Origin of the sequence: Mesorhizobium sp. L48C026A00, from assembly GCF_000502375.1 — a bacterium.
In the GTDB taxonomy this organism is placed as follows: Bacteria; Pseudomonadota; Alphaproteobacteria; order Rhizobiales; family Rhizobiaceae; genus Mesorhizobium; species Mesorhizobium muleiense.
In genome coordinates, this window is the sequence record NZ_AYWU01000013.1 from 21,411 (window position 1) to 41,442 (window position 20,032).

Annotated in this window: 19 protein-coding genes; 7 read left to right on the forward strand and 12 right to left on the reverse strand. The window is 62.3% G+C overall.

Features of this window, described 5'->3' with window-relative positions:
- Positions 1-38: 38 nt before the first annotated feature.
- Positions 39-239 carry a CsbD family protein gene (locus X738_RS62655; RefSeq protein ID WP_023800267.1) on the reverse strand — a complete coding sequence of 67 codons (201 nt, stop codon included), beginning with the start codon at positions 237-239 and terminating at the stop codon, positions 39-41.
- 207 nt (positions 240-446) lie between these two features.
- Entirely contained in the window at positions 447-710 is a 264-nt protein-coding gene (locus X738_RS62660) for a hypothetical protein (protein ID WP_023800268.1), read from the reverse strand.
- 225 nt (positions 711-935) lie between these two features.
- Here X738_RS62660 and X738_RS80960 point away from each other — a divergent pair, with 225 nt between their 5' ends.
- The gene (locus tag X738_RS80960; RefSeq protein ID WP_023800269.1) at positions 936-1,220 is read left to right on the forward strand and encodes a DUF3606 domain-containing protein; all 285 of its coding nucleotides are present in this window, start codon (positions 936-938) and stop codon (positions 1,218-1,220) included.
- Positions 1,221-1,257: 37 nt separating this feature from the next.
- Here X738_RS80960 and X738_RS62665 read toward each other — a convergent pair whose 3' ends face one another.
- The 5 genes from X738_RS62665 to X738_RS62685 form a co-directional block, all read right to left on the reverse strand.
- Positions 1,258-2,178 carry a YihY/virulence factor BrkB family protein gene (locus tag X738_RS62665; protein WP_023800270.1) on the reverse strand — a complete coding sequence of 307 codons (921 nt, stop codon included), beginning with the start codon at positions 2,176-2,178 and terminating at the stop codon, positions 1,258-1,260.
- Between the two features lie 165 nt (positions 2,179-2,343).
- Positions 2,344-3,063 (reverse strand): hypothetical protein, encoded by a 720-nt coding sequence (locus X738_RS62670; RefSeq protein WP_156942612.1) that lies wholly within the window; start codon positions 3,061-3,063, stop codon positions 2,344-2,346.
- Positions 3,064-3,384: 321 nt separating this feature from the next.
- The gene (locus X738_RS62675; RefSeq protein WP_023800272.1) at positions 3,385-3,795 is read right to left on the reverse strand and encodes a TadE/TadG family type IV pilus assembly protein; all 411 of its coding nucleotides are present in this window, start codon (positions 3,793-3,795) and stop codon (positions 3,385-3,387) included.
- Positions 3,785-4,177, reverse strand: a complete 393-nt coding sequence (locus tag X738_RS62680; protein WP_245277705.1) for a TadE/TadG family type IV pilus assembly protein — start codon at positions 4,175-4,177, stop codon at positions 3,785-3,787. The genes X738_RS62675 and X738_RS62680 overlap by 11 nt, the downstream gene beginning before the upstream one ends.
- Before the next feature lie 56 nt (positions 4,178-4,233).
- Complete coding sequence (locus X738_RS62685) at positions 4,234-5,469, reverse strand: TadE/TadG family type IV pilus assembly protein (RefSeq protein WP_023800274.1); 1,236 nt, start codon at positions 5,467-5,469, stop codon at positions 4,234-4,236.
- Between the two features lie 201 nt (positions 5,470-5,670).
- On the opposite strand from X738_RS62685, the gene X738_RS62690 reads away from it, so the two are divergent.
- Entirely contained in the window at positions 5,671-6,987 is a 1,317-nt protein-coding gene (locus X738_RS62690; RefSeq protein ID WP_023800275.1) for an NAD(P)H-dependent oxidoreductase, read from the forward strand.
- A gap of 277 nt (positions 6,988-7,264) precedes the next feature.
- On the opposite strand, the gene proC is transcribed toward X738_RS62690, so the two are convergent.
- The 3 genes from proC to X738_RS62705 form a co-directional block, all read right to left on the reverse strand.
- Positions 7,265-8,080, reverse strand: a complete 816-nt coding sequence (proC, locus tag X738_RS62695; RefSeq protein WP_023800276.1) for a pyrroline-5-carboxylate reductase — start codon at positions 8,078-8,080, stop codon at positions 7,265-7,267.
- 126 nt (positions 8,081-8,206) lie between these two features.
- Positions 8,207-9,526: an O-antigen ligase family protein gene (locus X738_RS62700; protein WP_023800277.1), complete on the reverse strand. Its 1,320-nt coding sequence runs from the start codon at positions 9,524-9,526 to the stop codon at positions 8,207-8,209.
- On the reverse strand, positions 9,495-10,493 hold the full coding sequence (locus tag X738_RS62705) for a glycosyltransferase family 2 protein (RefSeq protein WP_023800278.1): 999 nt from the start codon (positions 10,491-10,493) through the stop codon (positions 9,495-9,497). Before X738_RS62705 ends, X738_RS62700 begins: the two co-directional genes overlap by 32 nt.
- Before the next feature lie 176 nt (positions 10,494-10,669).
- Here X738_RS62705 and X738_RS62710 point away from each other — a divergent pair, with 176 nt between their 5' ends.
- From X738_RS62710 to X738_RS62720, 3 genes are read left to right on the forward strand one after another with little or no spacing between them, the layout of a single operon-like run.
- Positions 10,670-11,842: a glycosyltransferase gene (locus X738_RS62710; RefSeq protein WP_023800279.1), complete on the forward strand. Its 1,173-nt coding sequence runs from the start codon at positions 10,670-10,672 to the stop codon at positions 11,840-11,842.
- Positions 11,839-12,669, forward strand: coding sequence for a WecB/TagA/CpsF family glycosyltransferase (locus X738_RS62715; protein ID WP_023800280.1), 831 nt, complete (start codon positions 11,839-11,841; stop codon positions 12,667-12,669). The genes X738_RS62710 and X738_RS62715 overlap by 4 nt, the downstream gene beginning before the upstream one ends.
- Positions 12,666-13,589 carry a DUF6492 family protein gene (locus X738_RS62720; protein WP_023800281.1) on the forward strand — a complete coding sequence of 308 codons (924 nt, stop codon included), beginning with the start codon at positions 12,666-12,668 and terminating at the stop codon, positions 13,587-13,589. The genes X738_RS62715 and X738_RS62720 overlap by 4 nt, the downstream gene beginning before the upstream one ends.
- Positions 13,590-13,689: 100 nt before the next feature.
- On the opposite strand, the gene X738_RS62725 is transcribed toward X738_RS62720, so the two are convergent.
- On the reverse strand, positions 13,690-14,838 hold the full coding sequence (locus X738_RS62725; RefSeq protein WP_023800282.1) for an alpha-hydroxy acid oxidase: 1,149 nt from the start codon (positions 14,836-14,838) through the stop codon (positions 13,690-13,692).
- Between the two features lie 467 nt (positions 14,839-15,305).
- Positions 15,306-16,601: a lipopolysaccharide biosynthesis protein gene (locus tag X738_RS62730; RefSeq protein WP_023800283.1), complete on the reverse strand. Its 1,296-nt coding sequence runs from the start codon at positions 16,599-16,601 to the stop codon at positions 15,306-15,308.
- Positions 16,602-16,797: 196 nt separating this feature from the next.
- On the opposite strand from X738_RS62730, the gene X738_RS62735 reads away from it, so the two are divergent.
- Entirely contained in the window at positions 16,798-18,990 is a 2,193-nt protein-coding gene (locus X738_RS62735) for a GumC family protein (protein ID WP_023800284.1), read from the forward strand.
- Between the two features lie 123 nt (positions 18,991-19,113).
- Positions 19,114-20,013 carry a bifunctional methylenetetrahydrofolate dehydrogenase/methenyltetrahydrofolate cyclohydrolase gene (locus X738_RS62740; protein WP_023800285.1) on the forward strand — a complete coding sequence of 300 codons (900 nt, stop codon included), beginning with the start codon at positions 19,114-19,116 and terminating at the stop codon, positions 20,011-20,013.
- Positions 20,014-20,032 lie beyond the last annotated feature (19 nt).

Genomic DNA, 20,032 nt, shown 5'->3' on the forward strand with positions numbered 1-20,032 from the left:
GGCGCGCCGATCGACGGCGCAGCCTGGATATTGAAGACTCAGGTGAGGCTTCTGGACCAGTCGTCTACCTGGCGCTCTGCCTCTTCCTTGGCGATTCCATACCGCTCCTGAATGCGTCCTGCGAGTTGGTCACGATTGCCCTCGATGCGATCAAGGTCATCATCGGTAAGGTCGCCCCATTGCTCCTTGGCCTGGCCTTTGAACTGCATCCATTTTCCCTTGATTTGATCCCAGTTCATGAATTCCTCCTTTGTTGTCTAGAGGAAATGCAACTGGACACCACATGTTCCCAAACAGCGGATCGCCATGACGATTATTGCCGATGACGATTGTCATTGGCGACGCGGCAAACACGCCGCCGGCCGGAGCCAGCGGGGCGAATTGGAGCAGGACGGGAACGATCCGCGTCTTGAAATCACACTCGCCGGAAAGGTCCCTCAGCCGGATCAGCTGGCGCGCGCCAAGGCTATCGATATGACGTTGTCTGCATCCGCCCCCGGCAGATCGAACAGCATCGGAAGTTGGCGGGTCATGGCCATTTCAACGATCAACTCTTCGATGGAAGCTGTCGGCAGATCGGTCTCGAGACTATTCGAGATCATCGAGGCAAACTTGTGGACTGGCACTGGTGCCGACTTCGCACGGTCGTCGAGCAACCTGCTGATTTCGATGACAACGTCTGCGTCAATGCTCTTTGGCAATTCGCGCATGGCTTTTCCTCCCTGCCCCTATCATGCGCGTGCCTGGGGGCTGAGTCTCGACAAATCGACGTATGGACTTAACCAGATACGTGCTTCGACCCGATTGCTTTGGCCGGGCGCTCGGGCCTGCGGCGAAAAAGCGAACTGCATTGGTGTCGCATGCGGCAACGAATTCGCCCGTTTTGCGTTGGCCAATCGTACATCGTGAGCAAACGTGACCAAAGGAGAGTAAGCATGACAGCCGACGCGGCGAAGCTCTATCCCCGCCACCGGGATCGGATCTCCGGCAGCGAAGCTTATATGGTAAGGCATTTTGCCCGACAGAACGGCATCACCCCAGCGCAAGTCCATCAGTTGATCAAGAGATATGGAAGCAACCGCGCCAGGCTGGTGGCTGCGGCGAAGGAGCTTCGCGCGTCGCTCCGACCGGATGTCCCCAAGGCCATGCTCGCCTCGGGGCGCCGCGCCGGGCGTCTCAGCGCCAGTGTTGATGCTGGAAATGGCTTAGGGACGCAGTGAGCGGACTGCGGAAAACAATCTAGCCGACGACTTCGTTTTAGACTTTTCGATCCTGGCCGCCGTCGCCGGCTTCTGTTTGCGATTTACTTGCTTCAATGGTCGCCTCCAGGTCGGACCGGCTGCCATATCGAACCGAGTAGGCTCGTGTAAATTCGGCGCCCAACAGAAAGATCTCGGACGAATAGAAGACCCACAGCAGCACGACGAGCAGTGCACCGGCTGCCCCGTATGACGAAGCGATGGCGCTGGTCCCGATATACCAGCCGATCAGTGACTTGCCGATCGTGAAGAGAAACGCCGTCGCTACGGCGCCGACGCCAACGTCGCGCCATTGCAGCGCGCGGTCGGGCAGTATCTTGTAGATTGCCGCAAACAACAGGGCGATCATGGCAAACGACACGATCCCGTTGATTGCGCTCAGGATGAGGGTGCCAAAGGGCAGATATGCGTTGATGATATCGCCAAGCGCCGAAATTGCAGCGCTTACGACGAGGGATACCAGCAGCAGAAAGCCAAGCGCCGCGACGAGACCCAGGCTGGCAGCGCGCGCCCGGACGAGCCGTGAAATCGATGTGCCAACCGGTTTGACTTTCCAGATCTCGTTCAGGGCAACCTGCATTTCGCCGAAGACGCCGGATGCGGCAACCAACAGCGTGACGAGCCCCAAAATGCTGGCAAGAGTTCCCGCCTCTTTTTGTGACGCGTTCTCGATTGTCGCTTGCAAAAGCTCGGCGCTCTGCGGACCCATTAGGCCCGCCAGCTGGGCCGAAAGCGCCAGTTGTGCGGCATCGTTTCCGAAGGCCATGCCTGCGATGGCGACAACGATGAGCAGGATCGGCGCAAGCGAGGTCGTGGCATAAAACGCCATCGCTGCGCCGTGGCTCAAGGCATTGTCATTGATGAAGCCGACAATGCTCTCCTTAAGGAGCGTCCAGCCCTCTTTCGCCACATCCCACATGTTTGCCTCGCCTGCTTCTCAAGCAAATAGAGGCAGTGCCGCGGGGGACCAGACCGTGGCAGGTCGCAAACCTCTATAGGATTGGGAGCTGGAGGTCGCTCGGCAGCGACCGCTCACAGTCCCTTTCAGGCTCAGTCGAAGAACCAAATCCTCTGTGCAGAGCAATCAGGTGACGGATCCCGGCTTGTTTGGCGCGACCTGCCCCGCGGCTCTTCTTGTGAGACCATCCTGCGTCGGGAAGGCCGCGAATGCCGCGATGGCCAGATAGATCGGAATCCCCAATTCGAGGATTTCCTCGAACACTGTCGAGGTATCGTTCCGGGCAAGATGGATGCCGAGAAATGTGAGATTTGACGGCGCCCCGTCGATGACCTTCGAAAGGACGGCGCAACCGATAGCGGCGGCAATGGCAACGGCAGTCGCCTCGCCGTGGCGAAGCCCGTGCACAAAGCTACGGAGGCCGTCTTTGAGGAGAAAATAGAAGGCAACGGCGAGGGCGATAACGACCGTCGCGCCGATCAGCTTTTCCAACAGCGGAACGTCAGGCGAAATGTAGAGGGTGGTCTTGGTGATGTTGTGGGTGGTGAAATGCGCATGGAAATCCAGCTCGCGCAGGCACATCGCGATCGAGATGGCAACGAGATACCAGCGCTTGAGCAGCTCCCGATAGGACATTTCCCGCACAAGCGTCGCCACGACGATCAGGTAACCGGCGGCCGAGAAGACTTCGATGGGACCGCCCTCGCTGAGGTAGAACTTCCGTATGTCTTCGGGAAGAAAGGCGAGCGGCAGGGCGATGAGAAAGACGAGCACCAGCAGCGCAAGGCCCATTTGAATGAAATAATGGTCCTTGCCGTAACCGGTCTTTCTTTCGCTCCATGCCATGTCTGTCTCGCCCATGTCTGTCGCACCGACTCTCTGTTGATCGTGATTTCACTCAATTTGAAAGATTGGGCCTTTGTCAAGTTGCCGCTCCGCATGCCGCGCCCGATGCCCGGCCGCTTGCCGGCGCTCTGACGGCATGACTGCGCAAGCGTGACGAGCCTGGTCCGGCCTAGCGCGGTGATGGCTGTCCTGTCCAGAAACGTGCCTTTGTAGCGACGACGACCCGTTCGCTCACGCCACCGATCGCCGCCATCAACCCTGCGGCGGTGTTAATCGATCGACACCCCACCGCCTGTTGCGTAGAGGCGCTGTTGGACGCTCTCACGATCCAACCAACGGAACTGTGACAGTTGTCGCATAATTGATCGGATATTGGTCGAAGTACGGGAACTCGATCACGAAAGCATATCTGGCCGTGAGATGCGCCATGCGGAAGCCGCCGCTGGGAGGGTCGATTGCTATCGTCACATCGACATCTTTCAATCCCAAACCCAGCAATTTTTCTGTGGCTATGGCCTCTATTTCGGCCTCGGTCAGCGAGTTCTTCAAATGCAGCGCACGTGAGGACGTTTCCAGCGTATAGCGAACGCTGGACATGGCATTCAGAGCCCAGCCGAATGCGAAGATACCGAACAAAAGCATTATCAGAAAAGGTGCGATCAGCGCGAATTCCAGCCCAGTCCCGCCGGATGCATCACGGCTGAACGCTCTCGCGATCCGCTTAGCGGACACGGATCACCTCTTGATGTCCGATCTCGCGAGAAAGAGAAAACGGGCCAAAAATGAAGGGCGGGGACCAGGTCGCCGTCGCTTTTATTTCCACGAAGACCGACGGAGCTTTCGTCCCCCCGTTGCACAGGCTCGATGCATCGACCACGGTGCTTCCGCACATGTATTTCCGGCCCAGTGTAAGCTGTGCGCCTTCGGGATGGTTTTCCCAACTCGAAAGGGCGACGGCTTGGGTGGCCGCGTCGTCGGTTGCTCCCTCCATCACAAGATTTGCCGCCGTCTTGACGCTTGCGCGCATCGACAGCGAGCTTGATACGAAAGACCAGCCGTCAATGATGCCGAAAAGCACCAGGCAAAGAATCGGCACAATCAGGGCAAACTCCACCGCAGCAACACCCGAATCGTTCCGGACAATCCGACGTGACCGCCGTTCCATGACGGTTACTCGACAAGCTGAACGGATTGCGCGGCCGGAATATCTCGCATTCCGAGGCTCGTGCAATCCTGCTTGATGCTTGTAGCGCCGGACCACTCTATCGTGTCGGCGACGACCTGTGTGCAACCACCTTGGCCCGAGAAATTGCCGAGATATTTAACCTCCTGCGTTGGAAAATACAGAACGCCTGTCAAAAGCGAATCCGCCGTGCCATTAAACGAGTTCGATCCCGCCAGGTTTGCTCTGTCGCCGTAAAACAGCACACCCGAATAGGTGCCTGACGTCGGGGCGCTAAGCTTGACGGTGGCCGTGCCGTTCATGCTGACGCCGGAGCTGCCGGCCAGATAGATGATGACTCCGTCGCCGGAAATATTTGCGTTCGCGCTTGCTTTGAAATCGCCCCCCTCAACGACATATACCCCAGGCGAGAGCGTTACACTGCCGCTCAAGCTGAGACCCTTGCAGTATCTTCCAGGTTGCAAGGTCGACTGATTGTCGTTTTGACAAGGATTCGTGGCTGGCGGCGCCGGCAAGTCGGCAAAAGGATCTGCAGCGGGCAGCGCCTGGGTTAGCGGGTTCGCGCAAACGGTTTTTACAACGTTGCTCAATGAAACACCGCCTGCCGATATCAGGCAATCGGCCTCCAGATATGCCGACCCTTGAAGCTTGAGGGCGTCCGCGGCGATTGAATCCGACATGACGGAGCAGCCGGTCAGCTTGAGGTTCGAACTGCCGGAAAATAGCGCCGCTCTCGAAGCGGAAGGATTGAGCGCCAGAACGCAGGCTTTTGACGCGTCCGTGATAAGAGCCACTGCCCTTGCCTGTGCGCCGACCGCGCTTTGACTGAAGATCGATGTGAAAAATCGATCGAGCGTCTGATGGACGACTACTTCAACAGCCTTTTTTGCGACATTCGGTCCGGACGATGGAGGCGTGAAGACCTCGATTGTGCCTGTCGATGGTCTCCAGCCGTTCGTGATCGCTGACAGTGTCGCGGCCGAGACAATCGTTGGCTTGTCGGATCCCGAAATTTTTTCCAAAGCGCCAGCATAGGCTGCCGCATCTGCCACCGCCTGTAGCTTCAGGCTGCTGTAATACCAGTAGGAAGTCTCGACACCGAGTCCCGCCCCGCCGACAACAATCGGCAAAGACAGGGCAAAAATAATAGCAACGTTGCCGCTCTCGCTGATTCGTCGCGGACAGCTGAAAAAACGCCTGAAGGTATCGCCACCCCATCCCATTTGCCTATTCAAGCAGCGATGCATAAAGGAATGACTAAGATTTTCACTCGATTTGTTAGCTGCGCCATCCGCCGACGTTGAACCAGCTCTTTCCAGTTCCCGGGGGCATGCGCAAGAAATTATCGACGGCGGCCGGTTTCGTTGGCAAAAGGCTGCCGTTCCCTGCTATTCCCCTTCAAACCAAAAGCAGTGGACTTGCGCATGACCAATGTCGCCTTAACCGGGCTTGCCCGCGATCTCGCCAGGCGCGCCGAGGAAGGCCGACCGGTGCGCATCGGCGTCATCGGCTCCGGCGAGATGGGCACCGACCTGGTGACGCAAGGCATGCTGATGCCGGGCATTTCGGTGTGCGCCGTCTCGACCCGCCGCCCGCAGACCGCCCGCGACGCCGTTCGCATCGCCTATGGCGATGAGGCGATGGCACGCGAGGCCGATACGCCGTCGAAGCTCAGCGAGGCGATCGAGAGCGGAAAAATAGCCATCACCTCGAACGAGATGCTGGTCACCAATCCGCTGATCGACGTCGTCATCGACGCCACCGGCAAGCCCGGCGTCGCCGCCGATTTCGACCTGATGGCGATGCAGCACGGCAAGCATCTGGTGATGATGAATGTCGAGGCCGACGTCACCATCGGCTGTTATCTGAAGCAGCAGGCCGACCGGCTCGGCGTCGTCTATTCGGTCGGCGCCGGCGACGAGCCGTCGAGTTGCATGGAACTGATCGAGTTCACCTCCGCGCTCGGCTACACCATCGTCTCAGCCGGCAAGGGCAAGAACAACCCGCTCAACCATGACGCCGTCCCTGACGACTATCGCGCGGAAGCGCTGCGCCGCAACATGAACCCGCGCATGCTGGTCGAGTTCGTCGACGGCTCGAAGACCATGGTGGAGATGTGCGCCATCGCCAACGCCACCGGGCTGGTGCCCGACATCGCCGGCATGCATGGGCCCAAGGCCAACCGCGATGAATTGGCCAAGGTGCTCATCCCGCGCGCCGATGGCGGCATCCTGTCGAGAAAAGGCGTCGTCGACTACACCATCGGCAAGGGCGTGGCGCCCGGCGTCTTCGTCATCGTCGAGGCCACGCATCCGCGCATCATCGAGCGCATGGACGATCTGCATATCGGCCATGGACCCTATTACAGCTTCTTCCGGCCCTATCATCTGACCTCGCTGGAAGTGCCGCTCACCGCCGCGCGCATCGCGCTCTATGGCAAGCCGGACATGGTGCCGCTGCCGAGGCCAGTTGCCGAGGTCTGCGCCGTGGCCAAGCGCGATCTGGCGACGGGAGAGACATTCGACGCGATCGGCGAGACCTGCTACCGCTCCTGGACGATGACTGTCGAAGAGGCCCGCGCCAACCGCGCCGTGCCGGTCGGCCTGCTCGAAGGCGGCAAGGTGCTGAGACCGGTCAGCAAGGGCGAGCCGCTGACATCAGCCAATGCCGCGCCCGACCCGACCACCAGGCTGTTCGCCTTGCGCCGGCTGCAGGACGAGATGCTGTACGGGGCGGGGTAGTGCGCAGAATTTTGATGCCGGCGGGACAGCGCGCCCCTCTGTCCTGCCCTCTTTGCCAAAACTTGGGATCTCCCCCACTTGGGGGGAGATTGGCAGCTTCTGGCGGCCACTCACCACTGCGATGTTGGAGATAGGCGAAAGCCGGCGTGACGTCCGATCTCCCCCCAAGTGGGGGAGATGTCCGGCAGGACAGAGGGGGGCGCGAAGGATCGCTACGGAACGTTTGTTATTGCAACTGATCGTCGACCTTCGCCGCCGGCGACTCGCAAAGCCGCCGCTATTTTCCCAGTTCGATCGACCGCAGCCGTGCCGCCTCCACCGCTTCGGTGAGCAGGTGGATCAGCCGGTCCTCGCCCATCAGCACGGCAAGTGCGGCGGCCGTTGTGCCGTTGGGGCTGGTCACCTGCTGGCGCAGCACGCCCGCATCTTCGCCGCTTTCGGCGGCGAGCGAGGCGGCGCCATAGACCGTCTGCACGGCCAGCAGCCTGGCGGTTTTGGCTGGCAACCCGGCCGTCTCGGCAGCCACCGCCAGTGCTTCGATGAAATGGAAGACATAGGCCGGGCCAGACCCTGACACCGCCGTCACCGCGTCCATCAGGCCCTCGTCGTCGATATCTGTCACTTCGCCGCTCGCCGAGAGCAGATCGGCAACGAGACGTTTCGTATCGATGGAAACCAGCCGGTTGGAAAACACCACCATCATGCCCTTGCCGATCGCCGCCGGCGTGTTGGGCATGCAGCGCACGACCGGCGCGCGATCGCCCAGAATGGCCTCGAAAGTGGCGACCGGCGTTCCGGCGGCGATGCTGAGGAAGGCGGTGCGGCCATCATTGAAGCGCTTGTAGGCGGCGGTCACGTCGCGGATCACTTGCGGCTTCACCGCAATGACGGCGAGGGCCGGCACCGCGTCCGCCGGAATGCCGCCGGCGTCCGCCCCAGCACTGCAGCCCAGCGCTTCGGCGCGCTTGCGCAGATCGGCATTGGGCTCGACAACGAAAACCGCCGCCGGGGGGAGCTTGCCCGATTTCAGCCAGCCGGAAAGCATGGCGTAGCCCATATTGCCGCAGCCGGCGAGGACAAGCTTGATCGTCATTGGAGCCTCCGCAGAGCATCGGACCCAAAAGTGGGTACCGGTTTTCGCAAAATCCGATGCTCAAACCAAAAGATGGCTTCCCATAGACGTTCGTGGCGGGGCGGGGAAGCCCTGTTGGACGGAGGATCAGGACGGACCACGAACCGCCATCGGCCGCAGCGACACTTGCCTCAGGCCGAACATGCCGAACACGAAGAGCAGCCAGACCGGGTCGGCGCGATGGAAGAAGAAGCTTTCGAGGAAGGCGTTCAGCGCTGCGAACAGCACCACCATCATGAAGAAGTCGCCGAGATAGATGTTCTCCTTGCACAAGGGAATGCGCATGTAATCGCGCAACGGCGCAATCAGGAAGGTGTAGACCGCTACGCACAGCGCCGGGATGCCCATCAGCACCGCGATGTCGAGGTAGCCGTTATGGCCGTGCACGATGGTCCGGATGTCCCAGGCCCGGTCGAAAGGCTGGTCCTCGTTCAACAGCAGCGGCGTGCCCCAGAAGCTCTCGAAGCCATGGCCGGTCCACGGCCGCTTCGCCAGCATCTCGCCGGCGAACTCCCAAAGAGTCGTGCGCCCGGTGTAGGTCAGGTCGGGGAAATAGAGTGCCGCCAGATGCTTCACCGGCGGCAGGAAGACGATGCCCAGCGTGCCGATCGCTGCGGCGATGATGGCCAGCGCGAACAGGATCGGCGTGCCAAGCCGCATGCCGATCAGGCTTGGCAGCACGACGATCAGGATCGAAAACGGCACCAGTCCGGCCGTCGTCTTGGAACCGGTGTGCAGCATGAAGATCATCGCCGCGCAAAAGATCGATGCGCCCCAGAGCCGCTGTCCGCGCCGGTAGAGGTACAGCCCGGCGAAGCTGAAGCAGGCCGTGACTGGCCCGGCGATGTTCTTGTGGGTGAACACGCCGCGCCACAGGCCGGCATGTTCCGGCTCCAGCGACGCGGCGGTGTGCAGCGCCTCGTTTGGAAAGACGATGAGCCCGATATAGGACAGGCCCATCACGACGACGATGGTGAAGATGATGACTTTCGAGAAAGCTTCGGCGTCGCGCGGCAGCGCCAGGATCGTCACCATCGTCAAAATGCCGATCAGCGTGAAGAAGGCGGCGCGCATGGCAGACGGCGGATCGGTTGCCATCACCACCGAGAACATCAGGAAAGCCAGCATCAGCAGCCAGGACGGGCTGAGCAGCGAGCGCACCACGCGCGGGTCGGCAAAAGCCATGAGCGAGAAGACCGAGACCGCGCCAAGCGAGCCGAAGCCGAGCTGGTTGACGATGTCGCCGCCATCGCCGGTCGTTGCGGCGCCGGCCGGCTGGAACGGACGGAACGACACCAGGATGACGGTGAACAGCAGCGCGGCGACCGCGGTCGCGACACCGTCGCGTGTGAAGGCCGCTCTAAGCGGCGCGCGTTCAGTTCTTCTCAGGCTGCCGGTATTGCTCATTGGCGTATCCGAATTCGGCAAGCACGCGGCCGACAGCTACATGGATTGGGTATAAGGCCGTCGCCAACGACCCCGTCCGCGCCAGCCTGGCCGCGCCGCGAAACGGCGAGACGGCAAGCAGCGCCAGGCTCTTCAAGAAAACCCTGGTGCCGCCGAACGGCGTGCCGGCCCGCTTCTTCTTCTCGACCAGTGTCGAGATGACGCCGTTGCGCAGGCTGCGGGCACGGATCCAGTCGGCCTCGATGCGCCGGGCCGGAACTGTTTCAAGCACTTGCGCTTCGGCGCACCAGCCAAGCACAAAACCTGTTTGTGCCGCCCGGCTCAGGAAATCGGAATCGCCGCCGCCCATGAAGTTGAATTTCAGGTCGAGGAAGGGCGGCCCCATGGCGGTGAGCACGTTGCGGCCGACCAGCAAATTGCCGGAGGAATACAGCGCGGGTACCCGCCCGGTCTGCCGATAAGGTGGCGCAAAGACCGGGTGCTCGGCCCAACTGGCATGGGCCGCGTCGGCAAACACAGGCATTTGCGGGCCACCGACAATGTCGGCACCGATCGTCTCGGCCGCCTGGCACATGCGCTCGAGCCACTGCGGATCGGCGATCTCGTCGTCGTCGATGACCAGCAGGTGGCTGAAGTCAGGAAAGTGCAGGATAGCCGTCTGCCAGCCGGCATTGTAGGCGCTGCAATTGCCGCGCTCATGCGCGACGATCACCATGCCCGGAATGTCGCCGCGCTCGAACAGCGGCAGTGCCGCCCTGGCGCCGGCGCGCGCCTCGGCTTCGTTCTCGATGACGATGATTGCGAAACGTCTGCCGGTTTCCTGGGCCTTGAGCGATGCCAGCGTCGCCAGCAGTTGCTCGGGCCGTTTGAAGGTCGGCAGCGTAACGACCGCCTCGACGGCAGCGGCGACAAGTCCCGGCGACCGCCCTGCGATCGATACCGAACCGTCAGATGGCAAAGGGATCATCCGTGTCCAGCCCGGGATTGGTGAGTTCGGCTCTCGATAGCATCCGTGATGATAACGTTTCGTTTATCACCTTCGTGGACAAGCCCGCAAATCGGCAACGCCGGGCCACCAAATATCTTCACTTAATCAAGGCTTCACCCGCGCTTTGTTAGCTGTGTCCGCTTAGGATAGGTGAGATGCATCTGCTGTTCGCCACATCGATCGTGCCCGACGGGGCTCTTGCCTCGGGCTACGAGATCGCCAATGCCGCGATCATCGCCGCGTTGCGGCGCGCCGGCGCGCGGGTCACGGTGATCGGCTTCACCTGGCCGGGCAAGCCTGCGAGCGATCAGCGGAACACCATCGTGCTCGGCGCCGTCGATGTGCGCACCGAAACCGCCTCATCGCTGCAAAAGCTCGCCTGGGTTGCAAGGGCGATGCTCTACGGCCTCACTTTCGCGTCGGTCAAGCTGCGGGTGGTCAACGACAGCGAGGTCCGCGCCGCCGTCGAACGCACCGGCCCTTTCGACGGCTACGTCTTGAATTCCGTGCAGTTCGCCGGCGCCTTCGAAAGGCTTTTCGGCGACCGGCCGTCGATCTTCGTCGCCCACAATGTCGAGCATCGTTCGGCGCGTGAGAACGCCGCTGCCGCCGGCGGCCTTTTCCAGCGCCTGCTGTTTCGCCGTGAGGCAAGGCTGCTCAAGACTGTGGAAGAACGGCTCTGCCGCCGGGCACGCTTCGTCTTCACGCTGGCCGAGGAAGATCGCTCAGCGCTCGGCGTCGCCTCCGACGACCGTTCGGCGGTGCTGCCGCTGGTGACCTGCGCCGAGCCGCCGGTGCAAAAAACCCCGCGCCGCATCGACTGCGACGCGGCGCTGATCGGCACCTGGACCTGGCAGCCGAACCGCATCGGCCTCGACTGGTTCCTGGAAAAGGTGGTGCCGCATCTCAGGCCCGATTTCCGGGTCAGGATTGCCGGCGGCATGCCGTCGGGCCTCGCGTCCGCGCATCCCGGCGTCGAATTCGTCGGCCGCGTGCCGGACGCGCAGGCTTTCGTGCGCAGCGCCGCCGTCATCCCGCTGATCAGCACCTCCGGCAGCGGCGTGCAGCTCAAGACCATCGAAACCTTCGAACTCGGCCTGCCCTCCGTCGCCACCAGCCATTCGCTGCGCGGCATCGACCATCGCCCGGTCAATTGCGTGGTGACCGATGATCCCGTCGCCTTCGCCGGCGCCCTTGAAGCAGCAGTGGCCGATGTCGGGGACGTCGACGGCAGCGCTTTCCACCGCCGGCAGCTGAAGGCGCTCGATGCCGCAATCAGGCTCGGCCTGGACAAGCTCGGGCCCGTCGGCCAGGAGATGTTTGCATGAATATGCACAACGCCCGCGCCGTTTTCGGGGCCGACAGCTTGAAATCGATCCTGGGCATCCCGGTCCTTGCCATCCGCTGGGACGATGCGGTCGCGCTGCTGGCCCGGTTGATTGCAGAGCGGCGCTTCACCAAGGTCACCTTTCTCAACGCGCACAACGCCAATGTCGCCTATACGGACCCGGTCGTTGCCGAGGCGCTCGACGATTTTCTCATCCTGCCGGACGGTGTCGGCGTCGATCTGGCGGCGAAACTGCTTTATGGGGCGTCGTTTCCGGACAATCTCAACGGCACCGATTTCATCCCCGCCTTCCTGCAGGCGTCCGCCAGGCCGATGACCGTGGGGCTGCTCGGCGCGACCCAGGTCAACGCCGAGGCGGCGTCGAAGAAGCTGGCAGCGCTCGCGTTGCAGCACCGGTTCGTGGTCATCCATGACGGTTATTTCTCTCCCGCCGAGGAGTCGGCAATCGTCGATCGCATCGCCAGATTGCGGCCGGACGTGCTGCTTGTCGCCATGGGCGTGCCACGCCAGGAATTATGGATCGCGCGTCACATCGACGCGCGCCACTGCACGCTGCCGATCGCCGTCGGCGCGCTGCTCGATTTCCTGAGCGGCACGGTGCCGCGGGCGCCGCTGTGGATGCGTCGGCTCAGGCTCGAATGGCTGTTTCGGTTGTGGATCGAACCGGGCCGTCTCTGGCGCCGCTATGTGGTCGGCAATCCCCTGTTCCTGTGGCGCGTCATCGGCCAGAAGTTCTTGCGCAGGCCCGCTCCTGCCAAAACTCGGCCCAGAGCAAGCCCCGGAGCGGGCCCCGGAGCAGATCATTGAACAACCGGTTCGTGCCGAGCCCTGATCCCGAGGCTGATTTCCTTCCCCGGGTGCCGACGGCGGCGGTCGTGACGGCAAGCTATGCGCCGGATTTGGAGCGCTGCCGCCTGCTGTGCGACACAATCGACCGTTACGTTTCCGGCGTGGCGCACCACTATATTCTTGTCGAGCATCGTGACGTGGCGCTGTTTCGTCAGTTGGAGAACAATCGCCGCACCATCGTCGACGAGCGGGACCTGTTGCCGCGCTGGCTGCATGCCTTCGACGATCCGCTCAGCCTGTTCCGCCGGCGCATCTGGCTCAGCCTGAAGACCAAGCCGCTGCGCGGCTGGCATGTGCAGCAGCTTCGCCGCATCGCGATATCGGCGCATGCCGGCGAAGACGTGCTGGTCTTCTGCGATTCCGACGTGGCGTTCCTAAAACCTTTCGACTGCAGCGCCTTCTGGCGCGATGGCAAGGTGCGGCTGTTCCGCCGCGACGGCGTGCTGTCCGGTGACGGTCATGAGGAGCATCGCATCTGGTCGCGCAATGCCGGTTCGGCGCTCGGCATCGAGCCATCGGAGGTTTCGACCCACGACTACATTTCGACGCTGATTGCCTGGCGCCGCCAAACCGTGACGGCGCTGTGCGCGCGGATCGAGACGATCCATGGCCGCAACTGGGTCGAAATCGTCGGTGCGGCGCGCAAATTCTCCGAATGCATGATCTACGGCCGCTATGTCGACGACGTGCTCGACGGCGCCGGCCATTTCCATGGCTCGGAGGAGTTCTGCCGCGTCCACTGGACGGGCGAGGCGCTGTCGGATGACGAGTTCCGCCGTTTCGTCGCCGCCATGGCGCCGCAACAGGTGGCCATCGGCATGCAGTCGTTCATCGGCACCGACGTCGGCCGCATCCGCCGCCTGATCGGACTGGATTAGTCCGAGGATCAAAACTCATCGCCCTTTAACGACCGGGCTTAGGCCCCCGACCTTCCCATTTACCCCGGTAGGAGGTGATGAAAGGGTGGGAAGTCGCCTGTTACTGACGGAAGCGCAGGTTCCGTAGCGTGAGCTCGTTGACCGAGGTGCAGCCCATCAGCTTCATGCCCCGCTCAATCTCGATGTGCATCAATTCCAGCGCGCGTTCGACGCCGGCCTGCCCGGCGGCCGCCAGTGGGAAAAGGTAGTAGCGGCCCAATCCGACGGCCTTTGCGCCCAGCGACAGGGCCTTGAGCACGTGGGTGCCGCGCTGCACGCCACCATCCATCATAACATCGATTCTGTCTCCCACCGCATCGACGATCTCGGCAAGCTGGTCGAACGCGGTACGCGAGCCGTCGAGTTGGCGACCGCCGTGATTCGAGAGGACAATTCCGGTGCAACCAATCTCGACCGCACGCCTGGCATCCTCGACCGACATGATGCCTTTCAGGCAGAACTGTCCGCCCCAGTGCTGCACCATCTCGGCAACGTCGCCCCACGACATGGAGGGGTCCAACATCTCCGTGAAGTAGCGGCTGATCGACATCGCGCCGCCGCCCATGTCGACATGGCCATCGAGCTGTGGCAGCCGGAACCGCTCATGCATATAGTAGTTGATCGCCCATGACGGTTTGACCGCGAACTGCGCGATGCCAGCGAGATTGAGCTTGAAGGGGATGGCGAACCCCGTTCTCTTGTCACGCTCGCGGTTGCCGCCGGTGATGCTGTCCACCGTCAGCATCATCACCTCTACTCCCGCCTGCTTGGCCCGGGCCATCATCTCGCGGTTCAATCCGCGGTCCTTGTGGAAGTAGAATTGGTAGACTTGCGGCCCATTGCTGATCTGGCGCGCCTCTTCGAGGCTGACGGTGCCGAGCGAGGAGACGCCGAACATCGTGCCATATTTCGCCGCCGCTGCCGCCACCGCACGTTCGCCCTGATGGTGGAACAGGCGCTGGAGCGCTGTTGGCGAGCAGTAGGCCGGCATCGCTAGCTTCTGGCCCATGACGGTCACCGACATGTCCACATTGGTCACGCCGCGCAGAACATTCGGCACCAGGTCGCAGTCATCGAAGGCAGCCCTGTTGCGCCGATAAGTGACTTCGTCATCGGCCGCACCGTCAATGTAGTTGAAGATCGGTCGGGGAAGGCGCTGTTTGGCCATGCTGCGGAAGTCATGGAAGTTGTGGCAATTCCTCAGACGCATCTCATCACTCTGTGTTGGCCCGGCTCATCTGCCCGATAGCACACTGCTGCGCGATGCCTAACTGACGCGGGCTGAACGATAAACGGCCGCAACGAACCGGTAGCAGTCGTGGCGCGAACGTTGCTCTGGAGAAGCGGCGGCAAGGCTCGCCGCTACCCGACACCCGGCATTTTTCGAGTGAACGACCAGTCTCGGGCGACAATTTCGATGGTCTCATCTCGAAAATAGAACAAGAAATGCCGTGATGTCGGACTGTCCGGTGACAGAACCCCCCAATCGGGCTCCTCGACTGCTCCGCCGTCGCCGATCACTTCGTAGAACTCCCCCCATTTTGGAGCTTGATTGCTATAACGGGCTTCACCTGTAAACTACGCGTGATCATTTGTGGCGTCCCATCGCCAGCGACTACTGCCAACGGATCGAAGTGTCCATCCCATCTCGGCATCGACGGCAGCCAGCTGGTCGACCTAGACCGGCTTCGCCGGCCTGCGCATCGCCGAATAGGTGAGCAGCGCCGAGGCGAGATAGAGCAGCAGGAAGACGAGATTGAGCGAGAGCACCAGATCGGGTGTGTCCAGGATATGGGTCAGCACATAGGTCAGCAGCACCGCCTTCAGCCCGGCAAGCAGCGCCAGGTTGATCGCCCGCACCAGCGTCTGGCCGCGCGCGAACAGAAGCTCGGCCTGGTATTCGATGAGATTGCGCAGGCCCGGCACGCAGATCGCCAGCGCCACCAAAGGGGCGGCCTCCGCAACATTCCTGCCCAGCGCGTTGGGGAAGAAATGCAGCACGATGGCGAGTGTCGCCAGCGCCAGCGTCGAGACCGCGAATACGCCGCCTTCGATACCGCTCTTGACCGAAAGGCGCGACAAAAGTTCCGGCGCCCGCATCATGCGCTGAACCAGCATCATCGAGAAGGTGCGGATCGGGATCGCCGTCAGGTCGACCAGCCGCATGATGATGGCATAGATGCCGGCGAGGTGCGGACCGCCGATCGCCAGCACCAGCAGCTTGTCGAATTCCATCTGCAGGTAGAACAGCACCTCTGCGCCGGCCACGTAGATGGAATCGGCGAGCCGCCGCAGATAGAGCGCCAGCCGCAGCCGCAGCCGCTGGCGCGGATAGAAAAATCCGAAGGCGATGAGCAGCGAGGCGGCGTTGGTGCCGATGTAATACCAGGACCAGGCTCCTATGGTCGGCTGCGCCGCGAACATGAACAGCACGGCACCGAGCGCCCGCAAGGCCGTCGCCAGGATCGTCAGCAGGGCGGCGCGGCCGAATTTGCCGAGGCCGTTGTTGACGATCAGCGCCACCTCGACCGGCCGCCACAGCAACGCCTCGGCAAACACGATCGCCGCAAAGACCGATAGCGGCACGGTGCCGGCAAAGAAGACCAGGTAGACGCCGTAGGAGGCGGCCGCCAGCAATGGCAGCGATATCGCGCCAAACAGCAGGAAGCCGGCCGTGAAGGTGCCGATCAGATTGGGGCGGATGGTGGCGGTTCGGTAAAGCGCCGAGATGAAGCCGAATGCCAGGATGCGCGACAGCATCACGCCGGCCGCTGAAGCGGTGGCGAACATGCCGAATTCGGCGATCGACAGCGTGTTGGCCAGCGCGATGAAATAGGCGAGCGAAAACACCAGCCGCCCGCCCGCGCCGCTGATCGCCGAAAGATAGTCGCGAACCAGCCGCCGTCGCTCGGCGACGAAAGCGCCGATCCGGGCGAGAGGCCGTTTTTGCGGGATGTTGCCAGCCTGAGTCATGTGTCGAGACAGCATAGGCCGGAAAGTTTAACGCGCGGTTCTGTGCGCTTTCGATGCTTGCAGGAAGGGCACAACCCAAGAGGGAAACCCTGTCTTCAAGGCAGGGAAATTAACTTTTTGTTTCCTATGCTTGTTTAGCGTGGCTTAACGAATGGCTGACCGCGCGTCCAAGCCGCAAAGGGCAAGCTCCACGACAATGGTCGACAGGCAAAACCGTGAAGATTGGAAGCGCGAGCGGTCCTTGCTGGCGCTCGGCCAGGCGTTGCGCGGCGAAGAAGAACCATCGCTGGTTGCGATCGGGGACCGCGCAGACCCGTCTTGGCGCGAGGATGCCGCAACGCGCCATCGTCTCGCGCGCTTACGCCGCGAGGGGCGGGCGCATCCGGAACTCTCTGCAAACCCGGAGCCCTCGGCGACCCCGGAACGCTGGGTGACTCCGGAGTTATCGGCAAACGATGAAACAAGCCGGTTTCAAGCCGAGGATGCATCGGCCTCGGCCGCCCGGATGCCGCCTGAGACCGACGAGCCCGTTGAAGCGGACCATGCGGAAGCCAGGCCGCGGGAGAAGCCGGTTGCTGCCGGTGTTTCCGAGGACCGGCGTTCCAATGCCGAACCTCGATACGCCGCGTTCGAACCTCGATACGCCGCGTTCGAGCCTCGATACGCCGCACCCGAACCTCGATATGCCGCACCCGAACCCGGATATGCAGATGACGAGCGGCGGTCTTCCCGTCAGGATGACGACAGACAAGAATGGAAGCCGTTGATCGACCCGATGCAGGTCGTCCGCGGCATTGCCCGGTCGAAGCTGCTGATCGTCGCCATGACGATACTGGGCGCCACGCTTGGCGTCGCCATCGCGCTGTCGACGCCGAAGAAATACGAAGCCACCGCAGAACTGATCGTCGACCCGCGCGACCTGAAGCTCACCGACCGCGACCTTACGCAATCGGTGGTTGCGTCCGACGCGACGCTGGCCATCGTCGAGAACCAGGTTCGCGTGCTCACCTCCGGCACCGTTCTCAACAAGGTCGTCGACAAGCTCAATCTCGTCAATGATCCGGAGTTCAACGGGCAAGGTTCCGATGGGCTGGGGATGATGGCGGTCATCCGGTCGATCCTGTCGCGCAATGACGGGCCGGCTGCCGGTGAAGGTCGCCGCCGTGCGCTGGCCGTCGCCAATCTGGCCGAGAGCCTTGCGGTCGAGCGCGGCGGCAAGACCTTTGTCATCTCCGTCAGCGCCACCACGCAAAATGGCGAGAAGTCGGCGCTCATCGCCAACACGATGACGGATGTTTTTCTGCAGACCTTCGGTCAGATCCAGTCCGACACCGCTGGCCGCGCGACCAACGAGCTGACGGGCAGGCTCGACGAGCTGCGCAAGGGCGTCGAAGTGGCCGAGCGCAAGGTCGAGGATTTCAGGGCCGCGCACGACCTCGTCGACGCGCAAGGCCATTTGATCAGCGACGACGAGATGCTCAAGCTCAACCAGCAGCTGGCCATCGCCCGCGCGCGCACGCTGGAACTTAACGCCCGCGCGGCGTCGGCGCGCTCGATCGACGTGAATTCGGTTCTGAGCGGCACCTTGCCGGAGGAGATCAACTCCAACACCATGAGCGAGCTGCGCTCGCAATATGCGACGCTCAAGCAGGAGGCCGACCGCGCCGCGATCCGGCTCGGCCCGCGCCATCCCGAGCTCCAGGCGCTCAATGCCCAGCTTGCCGGATCGCGCGAGCGTATCGCCGGGGAACTGCGCCGCATCGCCTCGTCGCTGCAGGTCGACTTGAGGCGCGCCGTGCAGCTCGAACAGGATCTGGCCTCCCGGCTGGCACAGTTGAAGGTCCGCAGCGGCGACGTCAACAGCGACCTGGTCACGCTGCGCGAACTGGAGCGCGAGGCCGCCGCCAAACGCTCCGTCTATGAGCAATATCTTCTCCGCGCCAGGGAGACCGGCGAGCAGAAGGACATCAACACCGCCAACATCAACGTGATCTCCAAGGCCTTCGCCCCGCTCGAGCCAAACGGACCGTCGCGCGCCATGACGGTGCTTGCCGGCCTGCTGGCAGGGCTTGCTTCCGGTGTCGGCCTCGGCGCCATGCGCGGCGCTTATGCGAGCCTGCGCGAAACTGCCGATTCGCGGCCGCGCCGCCGGACAGAAGAGCGCCGGACACCCATTGAAGACAAAGCATACCAGCCGCCCGTTCCGCCCCATGCCGGGCAAGTGCCTCATCCGCAGCAGCAGTATCCGCGAGCATCGTCGGACGAGGCAGATCAGGCTTCGAAAGCCGCTGAACAGCAAGCCTCCATCGAGGAAATCCGAGCCAGCTTGCGCGAATTCCGCGAAGCGGTTCGCGAACTCACCGAAAGCCGATCGCGGCGCTATTTCTGAGCGCCGAATAGAATAAAAGCCATCGGTTTCGAGTTAGCGGCATAAGACGGCGCTTTGACGGGATTGCCCGGTCGGATTTTCGTGAGAATGCCGCCCGAAGCAGAGCGATGTTGAGGATGGTTGATGGCCGAGTTGATTGACGGAAAAAGCGTTGCCGAAGGCGTGGTGCGGCGCGTCAAGGCCCTGACGATCGAACTGATGGAAAAGGGCGCGCACAAACCCGGTCTCGCCGTGGTCATCGTCGGCGAGGATCCGGCGAGCCAGGTTTATGTCGCCTCCAAATCCCGCACCGCCAAGGAATGCGGCTTTCATTCGGTCCAGCACACGCTGCCGGCCGAAATGTCCGAACTGGAACTGCTTGCTATCATCGGCGAACTCAACGCCGATCCCGGCATCAACGGCATCCTGGTGCAGCTTCCGCTGCCTGGCCATATCGATGCTGGCAAGGTCATCCAGGCAATAGCGCCGCAAAAGGATGTCGACGGCTTCCACTTCATCAATGTCGGCAAGCTCGGCACCGGCGAACTGGAGACGGCGTTCGTGCCTTGCACGCCGGCCGGCTCGATGCTGCTCATCGAGCGTGTGCGCGGCAAGGATCTTTCCGGGCTCAATGCGGTGGTCGTCGGCCGCTCCAATATCGTCGGCAAACCGATGGCCAATCTTCTGCTTGCCGCCAACTGCACCGTCACTGTCGCGCACAGCCGCACGAAGGACCTGGCTGCACTGGCGCGCACCGCCGACATTCTCGTTGCCGCTGTCGGCAGAGCTGAAATGGTCAGGGGTGACTGGGTCAAACCGGGCGCCACCGTCATCGACGTCGGCATCAACCGCATCGCGGCGCCAGAAAAGGGCGAAGGCAAGACCCGTCTCGTCGGTGACGTCGCCTTTGCGGATGCGGCCAGGACGGCCGGCGCCATCACGCCGGTGCCCGGCGGCGTCGGCCCGATGACCATTGCCATGCTGATGGCCAACACGCTAGCTTCCGCCTATCTCGCGGCCGGATTGAAACGGCCGTCTTTCTGAACCTGGAAAGCCCAAAGCT